The sequence below is a fragment of the Pseudomonas sp. G.S.17 genome, assembly GCF_038096165.1.
GTDB lineage: Bacteria > Pseudomonadota > Gammaproteobacteria > Pseudomonadales > Pseudomonadaceae > Aquipseudomonas.
Map to the genome: position 1 here is coordinate 5,757,612 of NZ_CP151076.1, position 23,253 is coordinate 5,780,864.

Sequence of the window (23,253 nt, forward strand, 5' to 3'; positions counted from 1 at the left end):
CATAAAGAGACCGGGCATCAACGCCAAATCCATTGGTCGTCGACAAATGTTTCACCAGGTTACGATTAGGCTGTAAGCAGCGAACGAAGTTGAGTCCTGATGTCTAAAACCGCAACTATTGTGGGAGCGAGCTTGCTCGCGAAGACCCTGGTTCAGCTTCCGCAGATGTTTCGGGGGTGCTGGTCTCTTCGCGAGCTTACTCGCTCCCACCAAAGCTCGCTCCCACAGATAATGGCGTTCCAACTCAGTCTGTCTGACAAGAGGTACCTCCCACGTGAAATCAATCCTGGCGCTATTGTCTCTGTTGGCCCTGCCGGTCATGGCCGCCGAGCCGACGTTGTATGGTCGTTACGAATACATCAAGGTCGCGGAATTCGGCGAGACGTTCAAAGCCAAGATGGACACTGGCGCGCTGACCGCGTCGTTGTCGGCCAAGGACATCGAACTGTTCCAGCGCGACGGCGATGACTGGGTGCGCTTCCGTCTGGCCACCAAGGACGCGAGCAACAAGGTGTACGAACACAAGGTCTCGCGCATCAGCAAGATCAAAGGTCGCTCCGATGGCGAGGACGACGACGAAGCGGTTGATCCGACCAAGCGCCCGGTAGTCGATCTGGAGCTGTGCCTGGGTGATAAAAAACAAACCGTCGAGGTCAACCTGGTCGACCGCAGCCACTTCAACTATCCCCTGTTGATCGGCGCCAAGGCCCTGCGCGAGTTCGGCGCGGCAGTCAATCCGGCCCGACGCTATACCGCTGACAAACCCGATTGCTGATTGACGTTCGCCGCTGATCCCGGCACCGTTTCGTCCTCACCTCAAGTGCTCGGATGCCATGCCGCATATTTTGATTGTCGAAGACGAAGCGGCGATTGCCGACACCCTGATCTATGCCCTGCAAAGTGACGGTTTCACCACGTCCTGGCTGGGCCTCGGTCAGGCGGCGGTGGAGCATCAACGGCGCACGCCGGCGGACCTGATCATCCTCGACATCGGCTTGCCGGATATCACCGGCTTCGAGGCCTGCAAGCAACTGCGGCGTTTCAGCGAAGTACCGGTGATGTTCCTCAGCGCACGCAATGGCGAGATCGACCGGGTGGTCGGGCTGGAGATCGGCGCCGACGATTACGTGGTCAAGCCGTTCAGCCCGCGTGAAGTGACGGCGCGGGTTCGGGCGATTCTCAAGCGCATGCTGCCGCGCCCGATTGCCGTCGCGCCGAGCGAAGTGTTTCAGATCGACTCCGAACGGGTGCAGATCAGCTATCGCGGCCAGCCGGTAAGCCTGACCCGCCATGAGTTTCGTTTGCTGCACTGCTTGCTGGAACAGCCCGAACGGGTGTTCAGCCGCGAGCAATTGCTGGATGCCGTGGGCGTGGCCGCTGACGCCGGTTATGAGCGCAGCATCGACAGCCACATCAAGAGCCTGCGCGCCAAGCTGCGCCTGATTGCCGCCGACGCCGAGCCGATCCAGACCCATCGCGGCCTCGGCTACAGCTTCAGCCCTGGACACAGCTGATGTCCCTCAGCCTGCGGATTTTTCTGGTGTACGCGGTGTTCATCGGCCTGACCGGTTACTTCGTACTCAGCACCGTCATGAAGGAAGTGCGCCCCGGCGTGCGCCAGTCCACCGAAGAAACCCTGGTGGATACGGCCAACCTGCTGGCGGAAATCCTGCACGACGACGTCAAGTCGGGCACCTTGAGCCAGAGTCGCTTCCCCGACGCGCTCCAGGCCTATGGTTTGCGCCAGCCCGCCGCGACCATCTGGGGTTTGCCGAAGAATCAGGTCAATAACCGCATCTACGTGACCGACGCCAAAGGCATCGTGCTGCTCGATTCCAGTGGTGAAGCGGTCGGCGAGGATTACTCGCGCTGGAACGATGTGCTGCTGACGTTGCGCGGCGAATACGGCGCGCGCTCGACTCGCAGCGATGCCAACGATCCGAACTCGTCGGTGATGCATGTCGGCGCGCCGATTCGCGATAACGGCACGATCATCGGCGTGGTCACCGTGGCCAAACCCAACAGCTCGCTGCAGCCGTATGTCGACCGCGCCGAGCGGCGCTTGCTGTGGTACGGCGGCGGCTTGATGGCGTTGGGGCTGCTGCTGGGCGCGCTGTTTTCCTGGTGGCTCAGCTCGGCGTTGCGACGCCTGACCGATTACGCCCAGGCGGTCAGCGAAGGGCGGCGCGCCGAGTTGCCGCATTACCGTGGCGGCGAGTTCGAGCAGTTATCCACAGCCGTGGAACACATGCGTACACAGCTGGAGGGCAAGGCCTACGTCGAGCGCTATGTGCATACCCTGACCCATGAATTGAAAAGCCCGCTGGCGGCGATTCGCGGCGCGGCCGAGCTGTTGCAGGACGACATGCCCGCCGACCAGCGCCAGCGCTTTATCGGCAACATCGAAGGTGAAAGCGCGCGCATGCAGCAGTTGATCGAACGCCTGCTGAATCTGGCGATGGTCGAGCAGCGTCAAGGGCTGGAAGAACGGGTCGCCGTGCCGCTGGACGAACTGATCGATGAACTGCTCAACGCTCAAAGCGTGCGTATCGAACGGCTGCAGCTGCGGATTGAAAAAGACATCGCCCACGACCTGCAACTGATCGGCGAGCGCTTCCTGTTACGCCAGGCGCTGGCCAATCTGCTGGAAAACGCTCTGGACTTCACGCCCCACGGCGGGCTTTTGCGCTTTGGCGCCGAGCGAAGTGCCGGCGGGATTCAATTCAGCCTGTTCAACAGCGCCGCACCGATCCCCGACTACGCCCTGCCGCGCCTGAGCGAACGTTTCTACTCCCTGCCCCGCCCCACCAGCGGCCGCAAAAGCACCGGATTGGGGCTTAACTTCGTCGAAGAGGTGATGCAGCTGCACGCCGGCGAGATGCACATCGGCAACGTTGAGGGTGGGGTTCTGGTGACGCTGCTGTTGCGCTGAATCCTGCTTGTGGGAGCAAGCTTGCGAAGAGGCCCCTACACCCGACGGATTTTTTATTTTATTTAGAAGGTCTTCGCGAGCGAGCTCGCTCCCACAGGTCCCGGCGAGCTCGATCTCCACACAATCCCCACAAACCCCACATCAACCCTCCACACACGGCTCGCAGACTCTCCCCATCAAAACAGGGAGAGACCCATGAATCGAAGTCTGGCTGTAAAACTGGGAATGATTGCGCTGTTGATCGTTCTGCTGCTGATTCCGTTGTTGATGATCGGCGGACTGATTGGTGACCGGCAGGCGCAGCGTGATGGGGTGTTGCGGGATATCGCGCGCAGTTCCAGCTTCAGCCAGCAGTTGGCCGGGCCGATTCTGGTGGTGCCGTTTCGCAAGACCGTGCGCACATGGAAGACTGACCCCAAGACCAACGAACGCGTTCAGGAAACCGCCCAGGAACGCGGCGATCTGCATTTTTTGCCGGACCTCTTTGAGCTCGACGGCAAGGTGCAGACCGAACTGCGCTCCCGGGGGATTTACGAAGCGCGGCTGTTCCACGCGGATAACCGGGTCAGCGGCCATTTCCAAGTGCCGGAATTTTTCGGGATTACCGAGGACTTCGCCGACTACCAGTTTGACGCGCCGTTTCTGTCAGTCGGGATCAGCGATATTCGCGGCATCGAAAATGCCCTGAAGTTGCAGCTCGACGATCAGCAACTGGACTTTGTTCCCGGTTCGCGCCTGCAATGGCTCGGCGAAGGCGTCAGCGCCAGCTTGCCCATTCTGGATGGCAAACACGCGAAACAACTCAACTTCGCCTTCGACTTGAAGCTGCAAGGCACCGAATCGTTGCGGGTGCTGCCGGTGGGCAAATCCAGCACGGTGCAGTTGTCCGCCGACTGGCCGCACCCGAGTTTTATTGGCAACTATCTGCCGACCCGACGGGAGATTTCCGCTGAAGGTTTCAACGCCAGCTGGCAGGCTTCGTTCTTCTCCACCAACCTTGAAGAAGCGCTGAGTCGTTGCCTGCAAACGTTGCAGTGCAACGACTTCAACCAGCGCACCCTGGGCGTGAGCTTCATCGATCCGGTGGATCAATACCTGAAGAGCGACCGCGCGATCAAATATGCGCTGTTGTTCATCGCGCTGACGTTCGCCGGTTTTTTCCTCTTCGAAGTACTCAAGAGCCTGGCGGTGCATCCGATCCAGTATGCGTTGGTCGGCGCGGCGCTGGCGTTGTTTTATCTGATGCTGCTGTCGCTGTCCGAACACCTGGGCTTTGCCTTGGCATATTTACTCTCGGCCAGCGCTTGCGTGTTGTTGATTGGCTTTTATGTGTGTCACGTGTTGCGCAGTGTGCGCCACGGACTGGGTTTCGCCTTGGCGTTGGCGGCGCTTTACGGCTTGCTTTACGGCCTGTTGAGTGCCGAAGACTACGCGCTGCTGATGGGTTCGCTGCTGCTGTTCGGCCTGCTCGGCGTGTTCATGGTGTTGACCCGCAAACTCGACTGGTACGGCCTCACGCCAGACAAACCCGCCAAACCCCTGGAGTTCGACATCGAGGCCGCCCATGAGTAACTGGCTCGGATTACGCGAAGATCAGGCCCAGGCGAGAAACCTGGTGCTCAGAATTGCCAGCCTGTTTCCTGCGCCGCCTCCTGCAACGGGTGTTCAGCGACCTGGAGGCGGCCGCTCAATTAGACGCTGGGCTGAGTCGCCAACATCGAAGGCCGTTGACTGACTTCGGCGTACCAGTTGGCCAGGCGCGGATAGCTGCTGCGCCAGCCGAGGTCAGGCTGGCGGAAGTCGAGATAACCCAAGGCCGCCGCGACGCTGATGGACGCCACGTCGAAGGCTGAACTGAGTTCGGTGATGGCGTCCTGCTCGAAATAACTGAGACTGCGGGCGATTTTTTGCTGCTGGTTATCGAGCCACAGATCCCAATGTTTCTCCACTGGGCGCAAGGCGGTTTCATAGCGGATCAGCAGTGCGGCATCCAGCAGCGCATCGGCCAGGGATGCCAGGGTCAGCCGCCGCCAGCGCGCGGAGCCTTCGCGAGGGATCAGTGGATTGCCGACGTGCTGGTGGTCCAGGTAATCGAGAATCACCCGGCTGTCGTAGATCACGTTGCCATCGGCCAGACGCAAGGCCGGGATCTTGCCAGCCGGGTTGTCGAGGTTGAGTTCGGCAACCGGATTAACCGGCGTCAAGGCCGTCGGCAGCAGTGCCACTCGGTCCAGCTGGCCGGTTTCATGCAGCAGGACCATAACCTTGCGGGCAAAGGGCGAAGCAGCGTTGGTGTACAACGTCATGGTCGGTGCGGACATGGGTGTTCCTCAAATGAGACGGCTGTCTAGACTAGCCAGCGCCCTGCCGGTCTGCAATGGCTGGTTTCAGGTCCTGCGCACCAGCAAACCGCGAAAGCTCAAGATTGCCGCAATGCCCATTCCCAGCCAGGCCAGCGTGTCCCACCAGCCATCGCCGAGCAAGGCGGCGAACAGGCCGAACGCGATCAATATGCCGATCAGCAGCGGCATGGCAAACACGTGGCGCATGGTCGAACGCTTCATTGCACGGTTTCCGCTTGCGGGACGCTGACCGGCCGCGCGGCCTTGCGCCGCACCCACCACAAATAAACACCGCTGCCGAGGACGATAATGGTCAGCACATCCAGCGCCGCCCAGAGGATCTTCATCGGCATGCCGCCGTAATCACCGAAGTGCAACGGCTGCGACATGCCCAGCGCGTCCATGTACCAGGGCCGCTCGACCACGGCGGTGACGTCCAGGGTTTTCGCGTCGATCAACACCGGCGTCGCCAGGTGCTTGGTCAAATGCGTATTGCCCTTGAGGAACACCGCGTAATGGTGCTCGCTGGAAAAGCGTGTGCCGGGGAACGCAATGAAATCCGCTTCCATGCCCGGCGCGGCAGCTTCGGCGATGCTCAGCAGGTTGGTCGCCGGGGCGCGCTGGGTCAACGCGGGCGCATCCTTATAAGGGGCGATCATCGCCGCCAGACTGTCGTTGCGCCATGACGAAATCAACAGGTCGGCGCAGGCGCTGATCACGCCGGTGACGCCCACTACCAAGGCCCAGGTCAGGGTCACGACGCCGATCAGGTTATGCAGGTCGAGCCAGCGCATGCGCGTGGATTTGTCCGCGCGCACGGTGGCGAACTTGAGTTTGCGCATGAACGGCGCATACAGCACCGTCCCGGAAATAATCGCCAGCACGAACAGGAAACCCATGAACGCCAGCAGCAATTTGCCGGTCAGCCCGGCGTACATGTCCACGTGCAGGCGCAGCATGACCATCATGAAACCGCCGTTGGCCGACGGTATTTCGTAGGCCTGGCCGGTGCGCGAATCCATCATGAACGAGTGGGAAGAATTGGGCTCGGTGCCCGCCGTCTTGGCCATGATCGCCCAGACGCCGTTGGCGTTATCCTCGTCCCAGCCGAAATACTGCATGACGTCGCCTGGCCGATACGCTTCAGCGGCTTCCACCAGTTTTTCCAGGTTCAGGTGCGGCGTGTCGGCCGGCATCTCCTTGAATTCCGGCTCGTTGCCCAGCAGGTGATCGATTTCATGGTGAAAAATCAACGGCAACCCGGTCACCGCCAGCATCAGCAGGAACAGGGTGCAGATCAGGCTGGTCCAGGTATGGATGAACGACCAGCGACGCACGGTTTGGCTTTTCATGTGTTTCATTCCAAATGCAAAAGGCCGCCGCGTGTGCGGAGGCCCTTGTCTTCACTGGCGAATCCGTTAAATCACCATTTGTAATTGACGCTGGCCAGCACGTTGCGACGGTCGCCGTAGTAGCAGTAGAAGCCGTCACAGGTCGACAGGTATTCCTTGTCGAACACGTTGTTGGCGTTGACTGCGACGCTGACGCCTTTGAGCGAATTGTTCAGGCGACCCAGGTCGTAATGCACGGCGGCATCGTACACGGTATAGGAATCGGTATGGCCGTCGGACTTGTCGCGCACATACGCCAGACTGCCCAGCGCGACGTTGTCGGTTTCGCCGATATAGCGCACGCCGAAGCCCAGGCCGAAACCATCGAGAACGCCAGTGTGCCAGGTGTAATCAGCCCAGATCGACGCCTGGTTTTCCGGGGTCAGCGGCAATGGACGGTTCTTGTCCAGCGGATCGCCGACCTTGGTCATCTTGCTGTTGGCGTAGGTGTAGGACGCGGTCAGCTTGAGGTTTTCGTTGACGTTGCCCACTGCTTCCAGCTCGACGCCGCGAACCTGGGCTTCACCCAATGGACGGCTGACGCCGAACGTATCGCTGAGCACGATGTTCTTGCGGGTCAGGTCGTACAACGCCGCAGTGAACAACATGCTGCTGCCCGGCGGTTGGTACTTGATGCCCAGTTCGTATTGCTTGCCGGTGCTCGGTTCGTAGGCTTCGCTGGTGGCGGTGTTGCCGCCCTGCTCGGCCTGGAACGACTCGGCGTAGGAAATATATGGCGCGAAACCGGAATCGAACACATAGCTCAACGCTGCGTTGCCGCTGAAGGCGTTATCGCTGCGGGTGTCCTTGATACCGGTCTCATGGAAATCTGTGTCGGTATCCAGCCAGTCCTGACGACCGCCCAGGGTCAGACGCCAGTTATCCAGAGCGATCTGGTCTTGCAGATACAGGCCGGTGTCGCGGGTTTTCTGGCTGTAGTTCTGAAAAGCGCTATAAGCGACGTTGCTGAAGTCCTGACCGTAGACCGGATTGATGATGTTGCTGGTCGGCGCGCTGCCATACAACCATTTGTAGTTGTGGTTGATGCGCTGGTGATCGAGGCCGATCAACAGCGTGTGCTTGAGCACGCCGGTATCGAAGTCGGCCTGGAAGTTGTTGTCCACGGCGAACTGGCTGATGTCTTCGTTGACCACGTTGGCGCCACGCGACAAGGTGCCATCGGCGGCAACCGAACCGTAGAAACCACCGGCCGTGATGCCCTGGAACGCCAGATCGCTCTTGGTGTAACGCAGGTTCTGCTTGAACTGCCATACGTCATTGAGCCGATGTTCGAAGGCGTAACCCAGCGCGTAATAGGTCTTGTCGTAGAACTCCCACTGCGGATCGCCGAGGTTCTTGTGGTATTTCACTTCACCGGCCGGGGTCGACAGCTTGGTGCCTTCCAGCGGCAGGAACTGGCTGGTGATGCCGGTATCGTCGCGGTTGAACTGGCTGAGGAAGGTCAGCTTGGTGTCCGGATCGATATTCCAGGTCAGGCTCGGCGCCAGGTTGTAGCGCTTGTCGTCGATGTGCTCGACTGACGTGCCGCTGTCACGCACCACGCCGCTGACCCGATATTCGAACACGCCCGCGTCATCAATCGGACCGGTGCTGTCGAAACTGATCTGTTTGCGATTGTAGCTGCCGACCTGCGCTTGAATCTCGTGACTGGCGGTGGCTTCCGGGCGGCGGCTGACCATATCCAGCATGCCGCCGGGCGGGGTCTGGCCATAGACCGAAGAGGCCGGTCCGCGCAGAACAGAGACGCGTTCCAGATCCCAGGTTTCCAGCTTGGGCATGACGTACACGCCTTTCGGCAATGGCAGGCCGTCGAGTACTTGGGTCGGTTCGAAGCCACGAATCTTCAGCCACTCGGCGCGGCTGTCGCTGCCGTAGCTGCTGGCCGTCACACCGGGCATGTAGCGCACGGCGTCGTCGAGGTTCTGCACGGCGCGATCAGCCATTTGCTCGCGGGTCGCCACGGAGATCGAACGCGGCGCTTCGAGAATCGGCGTATCGGTCTTGGTGCCCGACGCCGTGCGGGTCGCGGCGTAACCTTCCACCGGGCCCCAGGCCGATTCGCTGGCGACGCCCTGGCCTTGAATGGTAGTTTCCGGCAAGGCCACGGTGCCTTCCGGCGCGGCCATCAGGCTGTAGCTGCCGACAGTGCTTTGCACCAGTTGCAAACCAGTGCCGCGCAACGCCTGACGCAGCGCGCCAGAAGCATCGAACTGGCCCTGAACCGGTGCCGATCTGCGACCGGAAGCCAGCGAAGGATCCACCGCCAATGCCAGACCAGCCTGACTGGCGATCTGATTCAGCGTGGTCGACAGCGGCCCGGCCGGCAGGTTGTAAGCGCGCACGCTCGAGGCCTGTTCTGCAGCGATCAAATGGGTGCTGGCCAGCGGAGTGGTCAAGGCAATCGCCACAGCCAACAGGCTGGGTCGTAGAAGGGTTTCAAGCGTACGGGACATATTCGGCTCCTGGATGGAAACGGTTCTCAATGTCTATGTGCCGAACGAAGCTGGGAAAGTGATAGAGCTAATCGAAAATAATTTTGATTAAGATTAGTGTTTCAAAGTTTTGCAGGTACCGCCAGGTCGCTTTTCGGGTCTTTGCCTGTGACGGTGACCCACCAATGGGTGTGCTGCTCGATCTGCACCGGCAAGGCTGGCGTCAGTGCCTTGAGCGCCAGATCGGTATTGGCGAGGGGGAAACTGCCGGTGATGCGCAGATCGGCGACCTCGGGCGCGACGCCCAGATGCCCAGCACGATAACGGCCCAGTTCCGTCACCAGATCAGCCAGACGCGCGTTTTCCACCACCAGCATGCCCCGCGTCCAGGCATCCGCGCCGGGTTTGAGGGCCAGCATCGGGCCAAGGCCGTCGCGGCTCATGAACATTTGCTGACCTTCGCGCAGTATTTGCTCGCGCGGGTCATGCGGAGCCTGAGCGGCGACCGCTGATTGCAACACGCTCAGCAGCGTGCCGTCGCTTTCCCGCCGCACCAGAAACTGCGTGCCCAGCGCGCGCATCTGACCATCGCGGGTTTCCACGATGAACGGGCGCGGGTCGTCATGGCTGCCGGTTTCGACGAATATTTCGCCGTCCTGCAGGATCACTCGGCGCTGTTTGGCGTCGAAACGCACGTCGATGGCGCTGTGGGTATTCAGGCGGATCAAGGTGTTGTCGGCCAGACGCACACTGCGCTGTTCGCCGGTGGCAGTGCGTTGGTCGGCAAGCCAGTAATCCAGTGGCAGATAACGATCACCGACGAAGAATGCCAGGCCGCAGGCCATCAGCACACTGGCCAATCCGCCACCCAGCTTGCGCAACTGGCGACGCGCGGTGCCGTGGGATTGCAGCAAGGCGTTACTTGCAGGACCGTTCTGGACAGTGAAGTGCTGATCGAGCAGACCCAGCTGCATCCAGGCGCGGGCGTGTTCTTCGTGTGCCGCCATCCATCTGGCGAACTCTTTGCGCTCAGCCTCGCTGCCGTTGCCGCGATCCAGACACAACTGCCAGGCGATGGCGGCATCCAGAACATGGGAAGCAACCGGGCGGGAATTGAAACTGCTCATGTCGGCTGGCCGTACAACGCCACGTAACATTGGCGAATGCCTTGAGCCAGATATTGCCGAACCCGTGGCACGGAAACCCCCAGTCGCTCGGCAATCTCGCCGTGGGTCAGGCCGTCCAGACGGTTATACAGAAACGCCGCCCGCGCCTTGCTCGACAGCTTGCCGAGCAAACGGTCGATGGCCTTGAGGTCTTCGAGGATCAGGTGTTGTTCTTCCAGCGACGGCTGCTCGGCTTCGGGGATCAGCATCAGCTCGTTGAGATAGGCCTGTTCAAGCGCAGCGCGCCGGAAGTAGTCGAACAGCAGGCCCTTGGCGACCGCCACCAGAAAAGCGCGAGGCTCATTGGGCGTTCTCAGCTCGTCGCGACCCAGCAGCCGGACAAAGGTGTCCTGACTCAGATCCTCCGCGCGTTGCGGGCAGGCAACGTTGCGCCGCAGCCAGGCCAACAGCCAGCCACGGTGGTCGCGATACAATGCGCCAACGATCTCACTTTGAGTGCTTTGGGCTGATGACACGAACGACCCCGAAGAATTGCATTAACTAACGAGAATTATTCGCGATTGTGTCAGAGCCAGGGAATGCTGGCAATTAGCGCTTGTCGGTTGGATCCGTAGGACCGGCTTTAGCCGGGAGGGCAATCGTTATAGCGACCGAGCTGCTGCGACTCAACTGGCCTCCTCCCGGCTAAAGCCGGTCCTACAGTGTCCTTACCAATTACCTGACCACACCCTCTCCAACCAACAACTTGAGAATCGCCTCGGCGCCTTCCTGGGGGGTGACGCCTTTGAGCACTTGCCCGCCGCCGCCACTGGCCTTGGCCGTCGCGGCTTTCATGCGATCCGCACCGCTTTTGGCCTTGATCACTTTCAGGCGTTTGGGGCGCGGTTTGGCCGGTTGCAGGGATGAGCCGGTGCGCAGCTCATCCGTGACGATCTCGACATGCTCAACGTCCAGGGCGCCGCGTTGCGCCGGGCCATAGGCGCTTTGTCGGGGCTTGGGCGCGGCGTTATCCACGGTTGCCAGGAATGGCAGGCGCACTTTCAAGCGCCGACGTTGACCGCGAGGCAAGGCTTGCAGCACTTGCGCGACGCCATTGCTGATGGATTCCACTTCCGCCATGCCGACCACCAACGGCCAACCGAGGTTTTCCGCCAGCAGGAACGGCAGCATGCCCGAGCCTTCGCCGGTTTCCGCCTGGCTGCCGGTGAGTACCATTTGTACGCCGGACTCGCGGATGTAATCCGTCAGCGCGGGCAGCGCGTCGGCATTTTCCGGTTGTTCCAGCACATGCAGTTCATCCAGGCCCATACCCAGATAAGCACGTAAAGCGGGTTCTTCAGCGTTGCCGGCATGCAGCACGTGCAGGTTAGCGCCGGCCAGTTGCAAACCCAGCTCGACGGCCCGGGCGTCCTGTTCGGCGCGGCGGGCGCGACCGGAAGTCGGATGCGCGCCGATGGACACCAGGCTGATCACGTGCAAACTGGTTTTATCCACAGGCAGGCTGTTGTTGGTTGCAGCAATAGGCTCAGGCCGCATCTCGTTTTGCTCCATTGCGCCAGATTTCGACCGCTTCGATCAGCGCTTTGAGAATCTCCGCGCTTTCGCCAATCACCGACAAATCTGCGCGTTTGATCATGTCACAACCCGGATCGAGATTGATCGCCACGACTTTGTCGCACGCGCCGATCCCTTGCAGATGCTGGATCGCGCCGGAAATACCAACCGCCACGTAGACCCGCGCAGTCACCCAGGTACCGCTCGCGCCGACCTGCCGATCACGGGCCATGAAGCCGTCGTCCACCGCGACCCGCGAAGCCCCTTCGGTCGCGCCGAGGGCCGCAGCCGTCTGGTGGAACAGGTTCCAGTCCTTGACGCCGTTGCCACCGGAGAAGATGAACTCCGCCTCGGCCATGGGAATGACCGCCGGATCAACCGCGACCGCACCCAGATCTTCAATACGCGACAGGCTGCGCGCCACGGCTGTGGATAACTCCACCGGCAAGGCTTCATGACGGGTTTCACTGACCGGCTCGGCGCATTCGACACCGGCCAAAATCAGCCGCGCCAAGGGTCTCGCCAGATCCTCGCGACCCGCACCAGCGCGGCCGATGCACTGGTTATCGGTCACTTGCCAGACCCGCGTCGCCGGACGCTCGCCCAAGCTGGCCGCGAATCGACGTCCCAACTCACCGCCGCCGCTGCGACTGTCCGGCAGCAACCAATGCCGTGGGCTGAACTGGTTATCCACAGCCCGCAGGCCTTGCACTCGTTGTTCCGGGGAATAACCGCTGAACTCAGCGCCATCCAGCACCAGCAGACGATCAACGCCCGCCGAGGCGAAGGTGGTTTCCTTGTGTTCGCCGAATACCACGGCGAGTACCGCGCCAGTCTGGCCGGCCAGTTGATGGGCCAGACCGAGCAGATCGCGGTCATGGGCACTCAGGCGTCCGCCGACCATGTCCGGCACCACGCTTATATAGAAGGCTGGTTCGAGGACTTGATGCAGCGGCAGCTGGACTTCGGCAGCGGCGGAGCGTTTGACCACGCCGCCCTGCTGCGCGCCGCTGCGATCGATTCGCTTGATGCCGTTGGGTCCGATGAAGCCAATGCCGTGCACATTCTTGCGCATCAGGCCGTTGGGTCCCATCCAGCTGCTTTGGGTCGGCTGCATGGCCGCGTGCAATGGATGCAAGCGGTTGCGGGCGATCCATTCAGCCCGAGGGTCGCGGCGGATAATGTCGCTCATCAATGCACCTCCGCAGGTTCACGTTTGATCGGTGCGGGCTTGCTGGGGATAACTTCTTCCAACAGCGCGTCGGCGACCAGTTCGGCAATGTCCTTGATCAGCGGACGCGGTTCGACCACGCCTTCGAGCATCGCCGTGCATTGCGGACAACCCACGGCCACCAGTTCGGCGCCGGTTTCGCGGATGTCTTCCATACGCATGTCGGGAATCCGCTGCTTGCCGGGAATGTCCGTGATCGGCGCACCGCCGCCACCGCCGCAGCAGCGCGAGCGGAAACCGGAACGCTGCATTTCCTTGATCTCGATGCCCAGCGCACGCAGCACATCACGCGGCGCTTCGTACTCGCCGTTGTAGCGGCCCAGATAACACGGATCGTGATAGGTCACGCTGCTGCCTTTGTGCTGGCCCAGATTCAGCGCGCCGGCCTGGATCAGTTCGGCCATATACGTGCTGTGGTGCTGCACGAGGTAGTTGCCGCCGAACGCACCGTACTCGTTTTTCAGCACATGAAAGCTGTGCGGATCGCAGGTGACGATGCGCTTGAAGCTGTATTTGGCCAGGGTCTGGATGTTGCGTTTGGCGAGCATCTGGAAGGTCGCTTCATCACCCAGACGACGAGCCACATCGCCGCTGTCGCGCTCTTCCAGGCCAAGCACGGCAAAGTCCACTTTCGCCGCTTTGAGGACTTTGACGAACGCGCGCAAGGTACGCTGATTGCGCATGTCGAACGCGCCGTCGCCGACCCAGAACAGCACGTCGACGGATTGCTTGTCGCTGAGCAGATTCAGGTTCAAATCCGCCGCCCAGTTCATCCGCCCGCCCGGCGCAAAACCGCCGGGGTTGTCGGTGGCGATCAGGTTTTCCAGGACTTCGGCGCCCTTGTTCGGGGTCGCGCCTTTTTCCAGGGTCAGATGGCGGCGCATGTCGACGATGGCGTCCACATGCTCGATCATCATCGGGCATTCTTCGACGCACGCGCGGCAGGTGGTGCACGACCACAAGGTCTCGGCATCCACCAGACCGTTGACGATGGGTTGATGGGGATTGCCGCTGTGCTCACCAATTTTTTTCCCCGGATAGGCACTGCCAGCGAAGTGCGCGTCGGTGCCGCCCGCCAGGCCGACGACCATGTCTTGAATAAGCTTTTTCGGGTTCAGCGGCTGACCGGCGGCGAACGCCGGGCAGGCGGCTTCGCACTTGCCGCACTGCACGCAGGCGTCAAAACCGAGCAGTTGGTTCCAGGTGAAATCCTTGGGTTTTTCCACGCCCAGCGGTGCGGTCTTGTCGTTCAGGTCCAGCGGCTTGAGGCCGGTGGAACGACCACCGCCGAAACGCTCGGCGCGACGGTGCCAGGCCAGGTGCAAAGCGCCCGCGAAGGCGTGCTTCATCGGCCCGCCCCAAGTCATGCCGAGGAATAATTCGCAGACGCCCCACAGCACGCCGACGCCCAGAATCGCCGCCAATACCCAACCTCCGAAGTTTTCCGGAAGGATGCCCGCCACCGGCAAGGTCAACAGGAAGAAACTCGCCGAGAACGCCAGCAGGCTTTTCGGCAAGCGCATCCACGGGCCTTTGGACAGGCGGGCTGGCGGGTTGATCCGACGCAGATACATGAAGATCGCGCCGCCGAACATCGCCGCCGAAGCAATCAACAGCGCGAAGCCGAGAATGCGGTTATGCAGGCCGAAACCGTGCACCAGAATCGCCAGCGCAATGGACGCCACCGCGCCGCCAGCCGTGGCGACGTGAGTGTTGGCGATGTATTTATCGCGAGCCACCACATGGTGCAGATCGACCATGTAGCGTTTGGGCATGGCCAGCAGACCGCCGAGCAGATCGACTGCCGAGGCTCGGCCGTTGCGCCACATTCTTACCCGCCGCACCGCGCCGAGGACAGCAAGGCCCAGGGCGGCGAACAGCAGGATGGGGAGAAGAGTGTTTAACATGTGGAGCTCCCATCAAAACCGGGTGGATCCTGAATTCAATAGCCTCAACGAAATCGAGGTGCCTCATTCGCGAGCAAGCTCGCTCCCACAATCCCGTGGGAGCGAGCTTGCTCGCGAAGGCGTCAAACCAGACCCCGCGATAAGTCCGACGGCGCGGAGGCCGGACTCAGAAATCCTTGCAGAGACGCAAGCCGTCATAGATCGCGGCATGGGTATTACGCTGTGCCACGCAATCACCGATGCGAAACAGCAAATACCCATCACCCGGCTCGCTCAAGCATGGTTGCGGCTGGATGGCGAACAAGGCTTCGATGTCGATCTGGCCTTTGTTGCGCGAGGCTTCCTTGAGGGCATAGTAGATTTCTTCATCAGGTCGCACGCCGTTTTCGACGACCACCTGATCCACCACCCGCTCCTCTTTGGCACCGGTGTATTCGTTCTCCAGCACCGCCACCAGCTTGTCGCCTTCGCGGTAGACCTTTTCCAGCATCATGTCGCCGGTCATGATCACTTCCTTGGGGTACATGCTGCGGTAGTACGTCGGGAACGACGTGCCGCCGACGGCAACGCCCGGCTTGATGTCGTCGGTGACGATCTCGACCTGGCAACCCTTGTCCGCCAGGAAGTCGGCAGTGGACATCCCGGTGAACTCGCAAATGGTGTCGTAGACCAGCACGTTCTTGCCCGGCGCTACCTTGCCGTCGAGGATGTCCCAGCTGCTGACCACCAGGCCTTCGGCCGCGCCCCAGTGTTCGTTCTGCTCCAGAAAAGGATGACCGCCCACCGCCAGCACCACGATATCCGGGCGCAGATCGAGGATGGTCGCCGCGTCGGCGGCCGTGCCCAGACGCAAATCGACTTTCAGGCGTGCCAGTTCCAACTGGAACCAGCGGGTGATGCCAGCGATCTGGTCACGCTGCGGCGCTTTCGAGGCCGTGGTGATTTGCCCGCCGATGAATTCCTTCTTCTCGAACAGCGTCACGTCATGGCCGCGCTCGGCCGAAACCCGCGCCGCTTCCATGCCCGCAGGGCCAGCACCGACCACCACGACCTTACGTTTGACGCCGGTGGATTTCTCGATGATGTGCGGCACGCCCATATACTCACGGGACGTTGCAGCGTTCTGGATGCACAGCACGTCCAGGCCTTGATACTGCCGGTCGATGCAGTAGTTGGCGCCGACGCATTGTTTGATCTGGTCGATCTGGCCCATCTTGATCTTGGCGATCAGGTGCGGGTCGGCGATGTGCGCGCGGGTCATGCCGACCATGTCGACGTAGCCGCCTTCGAGAATCCGCGTCGCCTGATTCGGGTCCTTGATGTTCTGCGCGTGCAGCACCGGGGACTTGACCACTTCTTTAATGCCCGCAGCCAGATGCAGGAACGGCTCCGGTGGATAACTCATGTTCGGGATGACGTTGGCCAGGGTGTTGTGGGTGTCGCAACCCGAACCCACGACGCCAATGAAGTCGATCATGCCGGTATCGTCGTAGTACTTGGCGATTTCCTTCATGTCTTCGTGGCTCAAGCCATCGGGATGGAACTCATCGCCGCACAGACGCAGGCCGACGCAGAAATCGGGGCCGACTTCCTTGCGCACAGCCTTGATCACTTCCATACCAAAACGCATGCGGTTCTCGAAGCTGCCGCCCCATTCGTCGGTACGCTTGTTGACGCGCGGGCTCCAGAACTGGTCGATCATGTGCTGGTGCACGGCGGACAACTCAACACCATCCAGGCCACCGGCCTTGGCACGCCCAGCGGCGCTGGCATAGTTGCCGATCACGCGCCAGATTTCTTCCGGCTCGATGGTTTTGCAGGTCGCGCGGTGTACCGGCTCGCGGATGCCCGACGGCGACAGCAAGGTCGGCCAGTGATCGCCATCCCAACGGGAACGACGCCCCATGTGGGTAATCTGGATCATGATCTTGGCGCCGTGCTTGTGCATGGCGTCAGCGAGATTCTGGAAGTGCGGGATGATGTTGTCGGTCGCCAGATTGACCGATTTCCACCAGCCTTGCGGGCTATCGATAGCGACGCTTGACGAGCCGCCGCAGATCGCCAGGCCGATGCCGCCCTTGGCTTTCTCTTCGTAGTACTTCACGTAGCGGTCAGTGGTCATGCCGCCGTCGGTCGCGTAGACCTCGGCGTGGGCCGTGCTCAATACGCGGTTGCGGATAGTCAATTTACCGATTTGAATCGGCTGGAACATCGCTTCGAAAGCCATTTTGCGTACCTCGACTTACAACGGCTTGACGATAAACAGGCCGTCGTCGTGACCCTCTTCGGAACCGCCGTAAACCTGCTCGGCCACGGTGCGGATCGAACTGCCCTTGGCGGCGAGAATCTGGTCCATGGCACCGGCGAACCAGCCGGTGAACATGTAATCGACCTTGCGACCGACCTTGCCGTAGACGTACACGAAGCACGAGTGCTCCAGCTTGATGCTGGCGGTGCCTTTTTCCAGGTCGATGTCCTGAATCTTGAACAGGCCCCAGCCGCGCTGCGACAGACGCTTCATGTAGTGCTCGAACACCGCAACGCCTTCCAGGCCGTGGCATTCGGCTTCTTTTTCACACCAGTGCCAGGCGGATTTGTAGCCGGCCTTGTAGAGAATTTCGGCGTAGGCATCAGCGCCCAGTACTTCTTCGATGCCCATGTGGTTGTTGACGAAAAAGTGGCGCGGCACATACAGCATCGGCAATGCGTCGGAGGTCCAGACACCGGTTTCGCTGTCGACTTCGATAGGCAGTTGCGGGGCGATTTTAGCCATGGGGTCAAACTCCAGAAATTCGGGGGTCGCCCACTGCGAAAATGGCAGTGGGATATTCAATTCATTGAGGGTTGCGGTCTTGCGTCGGCGGCTTATTCGCCCCAGACGTCGGAAAGCACGTTCACCCAGTTTTCGCCCATGATCTTGCGCACTACGCGCTCGGGATGGCCGCGTTTGAGCAGGGTTTCGGTCAGGTTCGGGAACTCGCCCACGGTGCGGATGCCCAGCGGGTTGATGATCTTGCCGAAGCTGGTCAGGCGGCGCGCGTAACCTTTGTCGTGGGTCAGGTATTCGAAGAAGTCCTGGCCGTGACCCTGGGTGAAGTCGGTGCCGATGCCGATGGAGTCTTCGCCGACGATGTTCATCACGTATTCGATGGCTTCGGCGTAATCGTCGATGGTGGAGTCGATGCCTTTGGCGAGGAACGGCGCAAACATGGTCACGCCGACGAACCCGCCGTGATCGGCGATGAACTTCAGCTCTTCGTCAGACTTGTTGCGCGGGTGTTCTTTCAGGCCGGACGGCAGGCAGTGCGAATAGCAGACCGGTTTTTTCGATTCGAGGATGACTTCTTCGGAGGTCTTGGAACCCACGTGGGACAGGTCGCACATGACGCCGACGCGGTTCATTTCGGCGACGATTTCGCGACCGAAGCCGGACAGTCCGCCATCACGCTCGTAGCAACCGGTGCCGACCAGGTTCTGGGTGTTGTAGCACATCTGCACAATACCGACGCCCAGCTGCTTGAAGACCTCGACGTAGCCGATCTGGTCTTCATACGCATGAGCATTCTGGAAACCGAAGAGGATGCCGGTCTTGCCCTGCTCCTTGGCCTTGCGGATGTCGGCGGTGGTGCGCACCGGCATGACCAGGTCGCTGTTTTCGCGCATCAGTTTCTGGCTGGTGCAGATGCTGTTGATGGTGGCCTGGAAACCTTCCCATACCGAGACTGTGCAGTTGGCCATGGTCAGGCCGCCCTTGCGCATGTCTTCAAACAGCTCACGGTTCCACTTGGCAATGATCAGCCCGTCAATAACGATGCTGTCGGCGTGCAGTTCGGCTGGGCTCATCAGGCTGTCCCCTTATTAGGTGCTTGCGCGCCGAAACGTGTGTCGGCGCTATTGGGGCCAGCATATGCCGGAGGGTCAGGCGAGCCGGGTGCAAAAACGACAGGGGGTTTGCCGAAAGCGTCAAGAAACGACAAAGGGCGACAGGACGCCGCTGCCGTCTGTGTCGCAAACCTGTTCTTTGCCTCGCGCATGGGCCAGAATTCAACGCATCAATGGATCGGAGCGACTCAATGAAAACGGTTTTCCTGACTTTGGCTCTTCTGGCGACCGGCATTACTGGCGCTCACGCTGCACAAAACCCCGACGCAACACCTTGCGACGGCGTAGACGAGGACAAACAGACCCTCGAGTGCTCGAAATACAGCCGCGAAACCGCCGAGCAGCTGCTCAACGAGAATTTTCAGAACCTGTTGCAGCGGGTGCAGACCCAATTCGGTGCCAACAAGGCGCAATTCGACTATTTCACCGGCAAGCTCAAGACCGCCCAGCAAGCCTGGCAAAAACTGCGCGACGCTGACTGCGCCGTGGAAGTCTTCCCGGCCGCCGCTGGCAGCAAGGCGTTCACCATCGCCGAGAATGACTGCCTGGCGCGCATGAGCGATGAGCGGTCGGAATACCTGGAGTCGATTGCCCAGGAATGACGTTTTTCGCTGGGCTATCGTGTCGGCCTTATAAATTTCGGACTTTGTAGTTAAGGCTTTCTCATGATTATTTGCGGCGTGGAAATCAAAGGCAGCGAGGCTATTTTCGCCCTCGCGACCCTGCAGCATGGCGGCATCGAACATTTGCCGCTGGCGATCAAGAAGATCGCCCTGGAAGACGACGACGAGTCAGCCAACGTCAAAGCCTTCGCGACGCAGATCGCCAGCTTTGTGCGTGAGAATGGCGTCAGCCATATCGTGATCAAGAAGCGCAGCAAGAAAGGCGAGTTCGCTGGCGGCCCGACCACCTTCAAGATCGAAACGATTTTTCAGCTGTTGTCCGATTGCGAGGTGACGCTGATGTCGCCGCAGACCATCAATGCGCAAAACAAGAAACACGATTTCGCCCTGCCCGCTTCGCTGAACAAATATCAGCATGAGGCTTACAAGGCGGCGTGTTCGGGGTTGATGAAGCGGTAATCGTAGGACCGGATTCATCCCGGAGCGGGATTTCAGCCGCGAAAAATGTAGTGGATGTGCTGGTCTGGTCGCGAATAAATTCGCTCCAATTACGAGAGTTTGATTGCGCGCCGATCTTCCCTCGGGCACCGGGCGAATCGCGCCCGGTAACTGCGGGTGAAATACGACGGTGACTCGAAGCCGCAGGCGATGCTGACTTCCAGCACGCTCATATCGCTCTGACGCAGCAACTGCCGGGCTTTCTCCAGGCGCAGGCCGAGATAGAAATTGCTCGGCGTGTCGTTGAGGTGCAGCCGAAACAGGCGCTCCAGCTGGCGTCGGGTGACCTGTATGCCCTCGGCCAGTTGCAGCGTGCTTAAGGGCGGTTCGGTGTGTTGCTCCATTTCGCCGATCACCTGCACCAGTTTTTTACTGCTGATGCCATAACGCGTGGCGATCTGCATGCGTTGGTGGTCCTTGCGCGGGCGAATGCGCCCGAGCACGAATTGCTCCGACACTTTGATCGCCAGCTCCGGGCCGTGGGCCTGGCCGATCAGGTCGAGCATCATGTCGATGGACGCGGTGCCGCCCGCACAGGTGATGCGCCGCCGGTCGATCTCGAACAATTCCTGGGTAACCTGCAGTTTCGGCCACGATTCCTTGAAGGCATCGATGGCTTCCCAATGCATGGTCAGCCGATGGTTATCCAGCAGCCCGGCCTGGGCCAGCACAAAACTCCCCGAATCGATTGCACCCAGGGTCACGCCTTCGTTGTCCAGGCGGCGCAGCCAGTGTTCAAGTGCCGGCGTGCAGAACTTCAACGGCTCGAACCCGGCCACGACCCACACCGTCGCGCCTTTTTTCAGCGGCTCCAGCGCCGCATCGGCATTCACCGACATGCCATTGCTGGCGATCACCGCGCCGCCATCCACGCTCAACACATGCCAGCGGTACAGCTCGCCACCAAACCGATTGGCGACCCGCAACGGCTCCACCGCCGACACAAAACCCATCACGGAAAAACCGGGCATGAGCAGAAAGTAGAAATCCTGGGGCATTAGCGGTTTCCGTTGAGTACCTGATTTTTTTGTGGGAGCCGAGCTTGCTCGCGATGGCGTCGGGTCATTCAATGCATAAGGCGCCTGACAAATCGGATCGCGAGCAAGCTCACTCCCACAGAGTCTGTGCGAGATGGAATACGCCGGTTACCTGAAGACAGCAATAGCACAGGTCGCTGCTGTGCAAGAGCTGGTCGCCGCTGTGCGCTTTTGCGGGGCGTCGGCTGCGTAGTTTTGCACCATCAAAACAAATCACGCCAAGCCTGCAAGGAACCTGATCAATGAACCATGACGTCATCATCACCTGCGCACTCACCGGTGCTGGCGACACCACCGGAAGAAGCCATCTTGTCCCGGTTACGCCCAAACAGATCGCAGCGGCAGCGGTTGAAGCCGCCAAAGCCGGCGCGACGGTTGTCCACTGCCACGTTCGTGACCCGCAAACCGGCAAGTTCAGCCGCGACGTGGCGCTGTATCGCGAGGTGATGGAGCGTATTCGCGAGGCGGACATCGACATCATCGTCAACCTCACCGCTGGCATGGGCGGCGATCTGGAAATCGGCCCCGGCGAGCGCCCGCTGGAGTTCGGCCCGAACACCGATCTGGTCGGCCCGCTGACCCGCCTGGCGCATGTCGAGGAGCTGCTGCCGGAAATCTGCACTCTGGATTGCGGCACGCTCAACTTCGGCGATGGCGACACCATTTATGTGTCGACGCCCGCCCAACTGCGCGCGGGCGCCAAGCGTATTCAGGAGCTGGGCGTGAAGGCCGAGCTGGAAATCTTCGACACCGGTCACCTGTGGTTCGCCAAACAGATGATCAAGGAAGGCCTGCTCGACAACCCGCTGTTCCAGCTGTGCCTGGGCATTCCGTGGGGCGCGCCGGCAGACACCACCACCATGAAAGCCATGGTCGACAATTTGCCCGCCGATGCGGTGTGGGCCGGTTTCGGCATCGGCCGCATGCAAATGCCCATGGCGGCGCAAGCGGTGCTGCTGGGCGGCAACGTGCGCGTCGGGCTGGAAGACAATATCTGGCTCGACCGTGGTGTGCTGGCCAGCAATGGCGCACTGGTGGAACGCGCCAGCGAAATCCTCAGCCGCCTCGGCGCCCGCGTCATGACTCCGGCGGAAGGCCGCGTGAAGATGGGTTTGACCAAGCGCGGTTGAGCTCGATTCCAGTATGGAATACGTACGTGTGGGAGCGAGCTTGCTCGCGAATGAGGCGATCGAACAGCGCAGATCCACCGGCTGCAACGGCGCCTTCGCGAGCAAGCTCGCTCCCACAATAGATAGTGCTGAACAGAATTCGCAGGAATACCCATGACCTTCATCACCGACATCAAAACCTTCGCGGCCCTGGGCAGCGGCGTCATTGGCAGCGGCTGGGTGGCGCGCGCGCTGGCCCACGGCCTGGACGTTATCGCCTGGGATCCGGCGCCGGGCGCGGAAGCCGCCTTGCGCCAGCGTGTTGCCAATGCCTGGCCCGCGCTTGAACAGAAAGGCCTGGCGTCCGGCGCATCGCAGGATCGCCTGCGCTTTGTCGCGACCATCGAGGAATGCGTGCGCGATGCCGATTTCATTCAGGAGAGCGCCCCGGAACGGCTTGATCTGAAACTCGAATTGCACGGCAAGATCAGCGCGGCGGCCAAGCCCAATGCGCTGATCGGCTCCAGCACCTCAGGCCTGTTGCCCAGCGAGTTCTACGAAGGCGCGACGCATCCGGAACGCTGCGTGGTCGGTCATCCGTTCAACCCGGTTTACCTGCTGCCGCTGGTGGAAGTGGTCGGCGGCCGCAATACCGCGCCGGAAGCGGTGCAGGCGGCGATCAAGGTGTATGAGTCGCTGGGCATGCGTCCGCTGCATGTGCGCAAGGAAGTCCCCGGTTTCATTGCCGACCGCTTGCTGGAAGCGCTGTGGCGCGAGGCATTGCATCTGGTCAACGACGGCGTGGCAACCACCGGCGAGATCGACGATGCGATTCGCTTTGGCGCCGGTCTGCGCTGGTCGTTCATGGGCACGTTCCTGACCTACACATTGGCGGGCGGCGACGCCGGAATGCGGCATTTCATGAACCAGTTCGGCCCGGCGCTGAAACTGCCGTGGACTTACTTGCCTGCGCCGGAACTCACCGACAAGCTGATCGACGATGTGGTCGATGGCACCAGCGATCAGCTGGGCAACCACAGCATCGCCGCCCTGGAACGGTATCGCGATGATTGCCTGCTGGCGGTGCTGGAAGCAGTGCGCGTGACCAAGGCCAAGCATGGCATAGCGTTCAACGACTAGCGCCAAATCAGAACCAGCATCAAGACC

At 60.8% G+C, this 23,253-nt stretch carries 21 protein-coding genes; 8 read left to right on the plus strand and 13 right to left on the minus strand.

Features of this window, described 5'->3' with window-relative positions:
* Positions 1-274: 274 nt before the first annotated feature.
* The 4 genes from AABC73_RS26885 (at position 275) to creD (ending at position 4,504) form a co-directional block, all read left to right on the plus strand.
* Positions 275-775: an ATP-dependent zinc protease gene (locus AABC73_RS26885; protein ID WP_341521617.1), complete on the plus strand. Its 501-nt coding sequence runs from the start codon at positions 275-277 to the stop codon at positions 773-775.
* Positions 776-833: 58 nt separating this feature from the next.
* Positions 834-1,514 carry a two-component system response regulator CreB gene (gene creB, locus AABC73_RS26890; protein ID WP_341521618.1) on the plus strand — a complete coding sequence of 227 codons (681 nt, stop codon included), beginning with the start codon at positions 834-836 and terminating at the stop codon, positions 1,512-1,514.
* Positions 1,514-2,932: a two-component system sensor histidine kinase CreC gene (gene creC / locus AABC73_RS26895; RefSeq protein WP_341521619.1), complete on the plus strand. Its 1,419-nt coding sequence runs from the start codon at positions 1,514-1,516 to the stop codon at positions 2,930-2,932. The genes creB and creC overlap by 1 nt, the downstream gene beginning before the upstream one ends.
* Positions 2,933-3,127: 195 nt before the next feature.
* On the plus strand, positions 3,128-4,504 hold the full coding sequence (creD, locus tag AABC73_RS26900; protein ID WP_341521620.1) for a cell envelope integrity protein CreD: 1,377 nt from the start codon (positions 3,128-3,130) through the stop codon (positions 4,502-4,504).
* A 119-nt stretch (positions 4,505-4,623) separates the two neighbouring features.
* Here the strand turns inward: creD and AABC73_RS26905 are convergent, their stop codons facing one another.
* From AABC73_RS26905 to AABC73_RS26960, 12 genes are all read right to left on the minus strand, one after another.
* The gene (locus AABC73_RS26905; RefSeq protein ID WP_331150733.1) at positions 4,624-5,253 is read right to left on the minus strand and encodes a glutathione S-transferase family protein; all 630 of its coding nucleotides are present in this window, start codon (positions 5,251-5,253) and stop codon (positions 4,624-4,626) included.
* 66 nt (positions 5,254-5,319) lie between these two features.
* A complete protein-coding gene (locus AABC73_RS26910) occupies positions 5,320-5,496 on the minus strand; it encodes a hypothetical protein (protein ID WP_331150732.1) in 177 nt (58 codons plus the stop codon).
* Positions 5,493-6,626: a PepSY-associated TM helix domain-containing protein gene (locus AABC73_RS26915; protein WP_065831558.1), complete on the minus strand. Its 1,134-nt coding sequence runs from the start codon at positions 6,624-6,626 to the stop codon at positions 5,493-5,495. The genes AABC73_RS26910 and AABC73_RS26915 overlap by 4 nt, the downstream gene beginning before the upstream one ends.
* 71 nt (positions 6,627-6,697) lie before the next feature.
* Positions 6,698-9,139 (minus strand): TonB-dependent siderophore receptor, encoded by a 2,442-nt coding sequence (locus AABC73_RS26920; protein ID WP_341521621.1) that lies wholly within the window; start codon positions 9,137-9,139, stop codon positions 6,698-6,700.
* 101 nt (positions 9,140-9,240) lie between these two features.
* Positions 9,241-10,245, minus strand: a complete 1,005-nt coding sequence (locus AABC73_RS26925; RefSeq protein WP_341521622.1) for a FecR family protein — start codon at positions 10,243-10,245, stop codon at positions 9,241-9,243.
* Positions 10,242-10,760 carry an RNA polymerase sigma factor gene (locus tag AABC73_RS26930; RefSeq protein WP_331150729.1) on the minus strand — a complete coding sequence of 173 codons (519 nt, stop codon included), beginning with the start codon at positions 10,758-10,760 and terminating at the stop codon, positions 10,242-10,244. The genes AABC73_RS26925 and AABC73_RS26930 overlap by 4 nt, the downstream gene beginning before the upstream one ends.
* A 199-nt stretch (positions 10,761-10,959) precedes the next feature.
* Positions 10,960-11,781 (minus strand): electron transfer flavoprotein subunit beta, encoded by an 822-nt coding sequence (locus tag AABC73_RS26935; protein WP_341521623.1) that lies wholly within the window; start codon positions 11,779-11,781, stop codon positions 10,960-10,962.
* Complete coding sequence (locus AABC73_RS26940; RefSeq protein ID WP_341521624.1) at positions 11,771-12,991, minus strand: electron transfer flavoprotein subunit alpha/FixB family protein; 1,221 nt, start codon at positions 12,989-12,991, stop codon at positions 11,771-11,773. Before AABC73_RS26940 ends, AABC73_RS26935 begins: the two co-directional genes overlap by 11 nt.
* Positions 12,991-14,937: a dimethylglycine demethylation protein DgcB gene (gene dgcB / locus AABC73_RS26945; RefSeq protein WP_341521625.1), complete on the minus strand. Its 1,947-nt coding sequence runs from the start codon at positions 14,935-14,937 to the stop codon at positions 12,991-12,993. The genes AABC73_RS26940 and dgcB overlap by 1 nt, the downstream gene beginning before the upstream one ends.
* Before the next feature lie 166 nt (positions 14,938-15,103).
* On the minus strand, positions 15,104-17,164 hold the full coding sequence (dgcA, locus tag AABC73_RS26950; protein ID WP_341521626.1) for a dimethylglycine demethylation protein DgcA: 2,061 nt from the start codon (positions 17,162-17,164) through the stop codon (positions 15,104-15,106).
* Positions 17,165-17,179: 15 nt separating this feature from the next.
* Positions 17,180-17,710 (minus strand): DUF5943 domain-containing protein, encoded by a 531-nt coding sequence (locus tag AABC73_RS26955; RefSeq protein WP_065831565.1) that lies wholly within the window; start codon positions 17,708-17,710, stop codon positions 17,180-17,182.
* Positions 17,711-17,802: 92 nt separating this feature from the next.
* Positions 17,803-18,780 carry a dipeptidase gene (locus AABC73_RS26960; RefSeq protein WP_341521627.1) on the minus strand — a complete coding sequence of 326 codons (978 nt, stop codon included), beginning with the start codon at positions 18,778-18,780 and terminating at the stop codon, positions 17,803-17,805.
* 230 nt (positions 18,781-19,010) lie between these two features.
* On the opposite strand from AABC73_RS26960, the gene AABC73_RS26965 reads away from it, so the two are divergent.
* Positions 19,011-19,421 carry a lysozyme inhibitor LprI family protein gene (locus AABC73_RS26965; protein ID WP_065831567.1) on the plus strand — a complete coding sequence of 137 codons (411 nt, stop codon included), beginning with the start codon at positions 19,011-19,013 and terminating at the stop codon, positions 19,419-19,421.
* 63 nt (positions 19,422-19,484) lie between these two features.
* On the plus strand, positions 19,485-19,901 hold the full coding sequence (locus tag AABC73_RS26970; protein ID WP_341521628.1) for a DUF3010 family protein: 417 nt from the start codon (positions 19,485-19,487) through the stop codon (positions 19,899-19,901).
* Between the two features lie 89 nt (positions 19,902-19,990).
* On the opposite strand, the gene AABC73_RS26975 is transcribed toward AABC73_RS26970, so the two are convergent.
* Positions 19,991-20,938, minus strand: coding sequence for a GlxA family transcriptional regulator (locus AABC73_RS26975; RefSeq protein WP_341521629.1), 948 nt, complete (start codon positions 20,936-20,938; stop codon positions 19,991-19,993).
* A gap of 281 nt (positions 20,939-21,219) precedes the next feature.
* Between AABC73_RS26975 and AABC73_RS26980 the strand changes: the two genes are divergently transcribed.
* Both AABC73_RS26980 and AABC73_RS26985 read left to right on the plus strand, forming a co-directional pair.
* On the plus strand, positions 21,220-22,107 hold the full coding sequence (locus tag AABC73_RS26980; RefSeq protein WP_020293580.1) for a 3-keto-5-aminohexanoate cleavage protein: 888 nt from the start codon (positions 21,220-21,222) through the stop codon (positions 22,105-22,107).
* Between the two features lie 153 nt (positions 22,108-22,260).
* The gene (locus AABC73_RS26985; RefSeq protein WP_341521630.1) at positions 22,261-23,226 is read left to right on the plus strand and encodes an L-carnitine dehydrogenase; all 966 of its coding nucleotides are present in this window, start codon (positions 22,261-22,263) and stop codon (positions 23,224-23,226) included.
* The last annotated feature ends 27 nt before the right edge of the window (positions 23,227-23,253 follow it).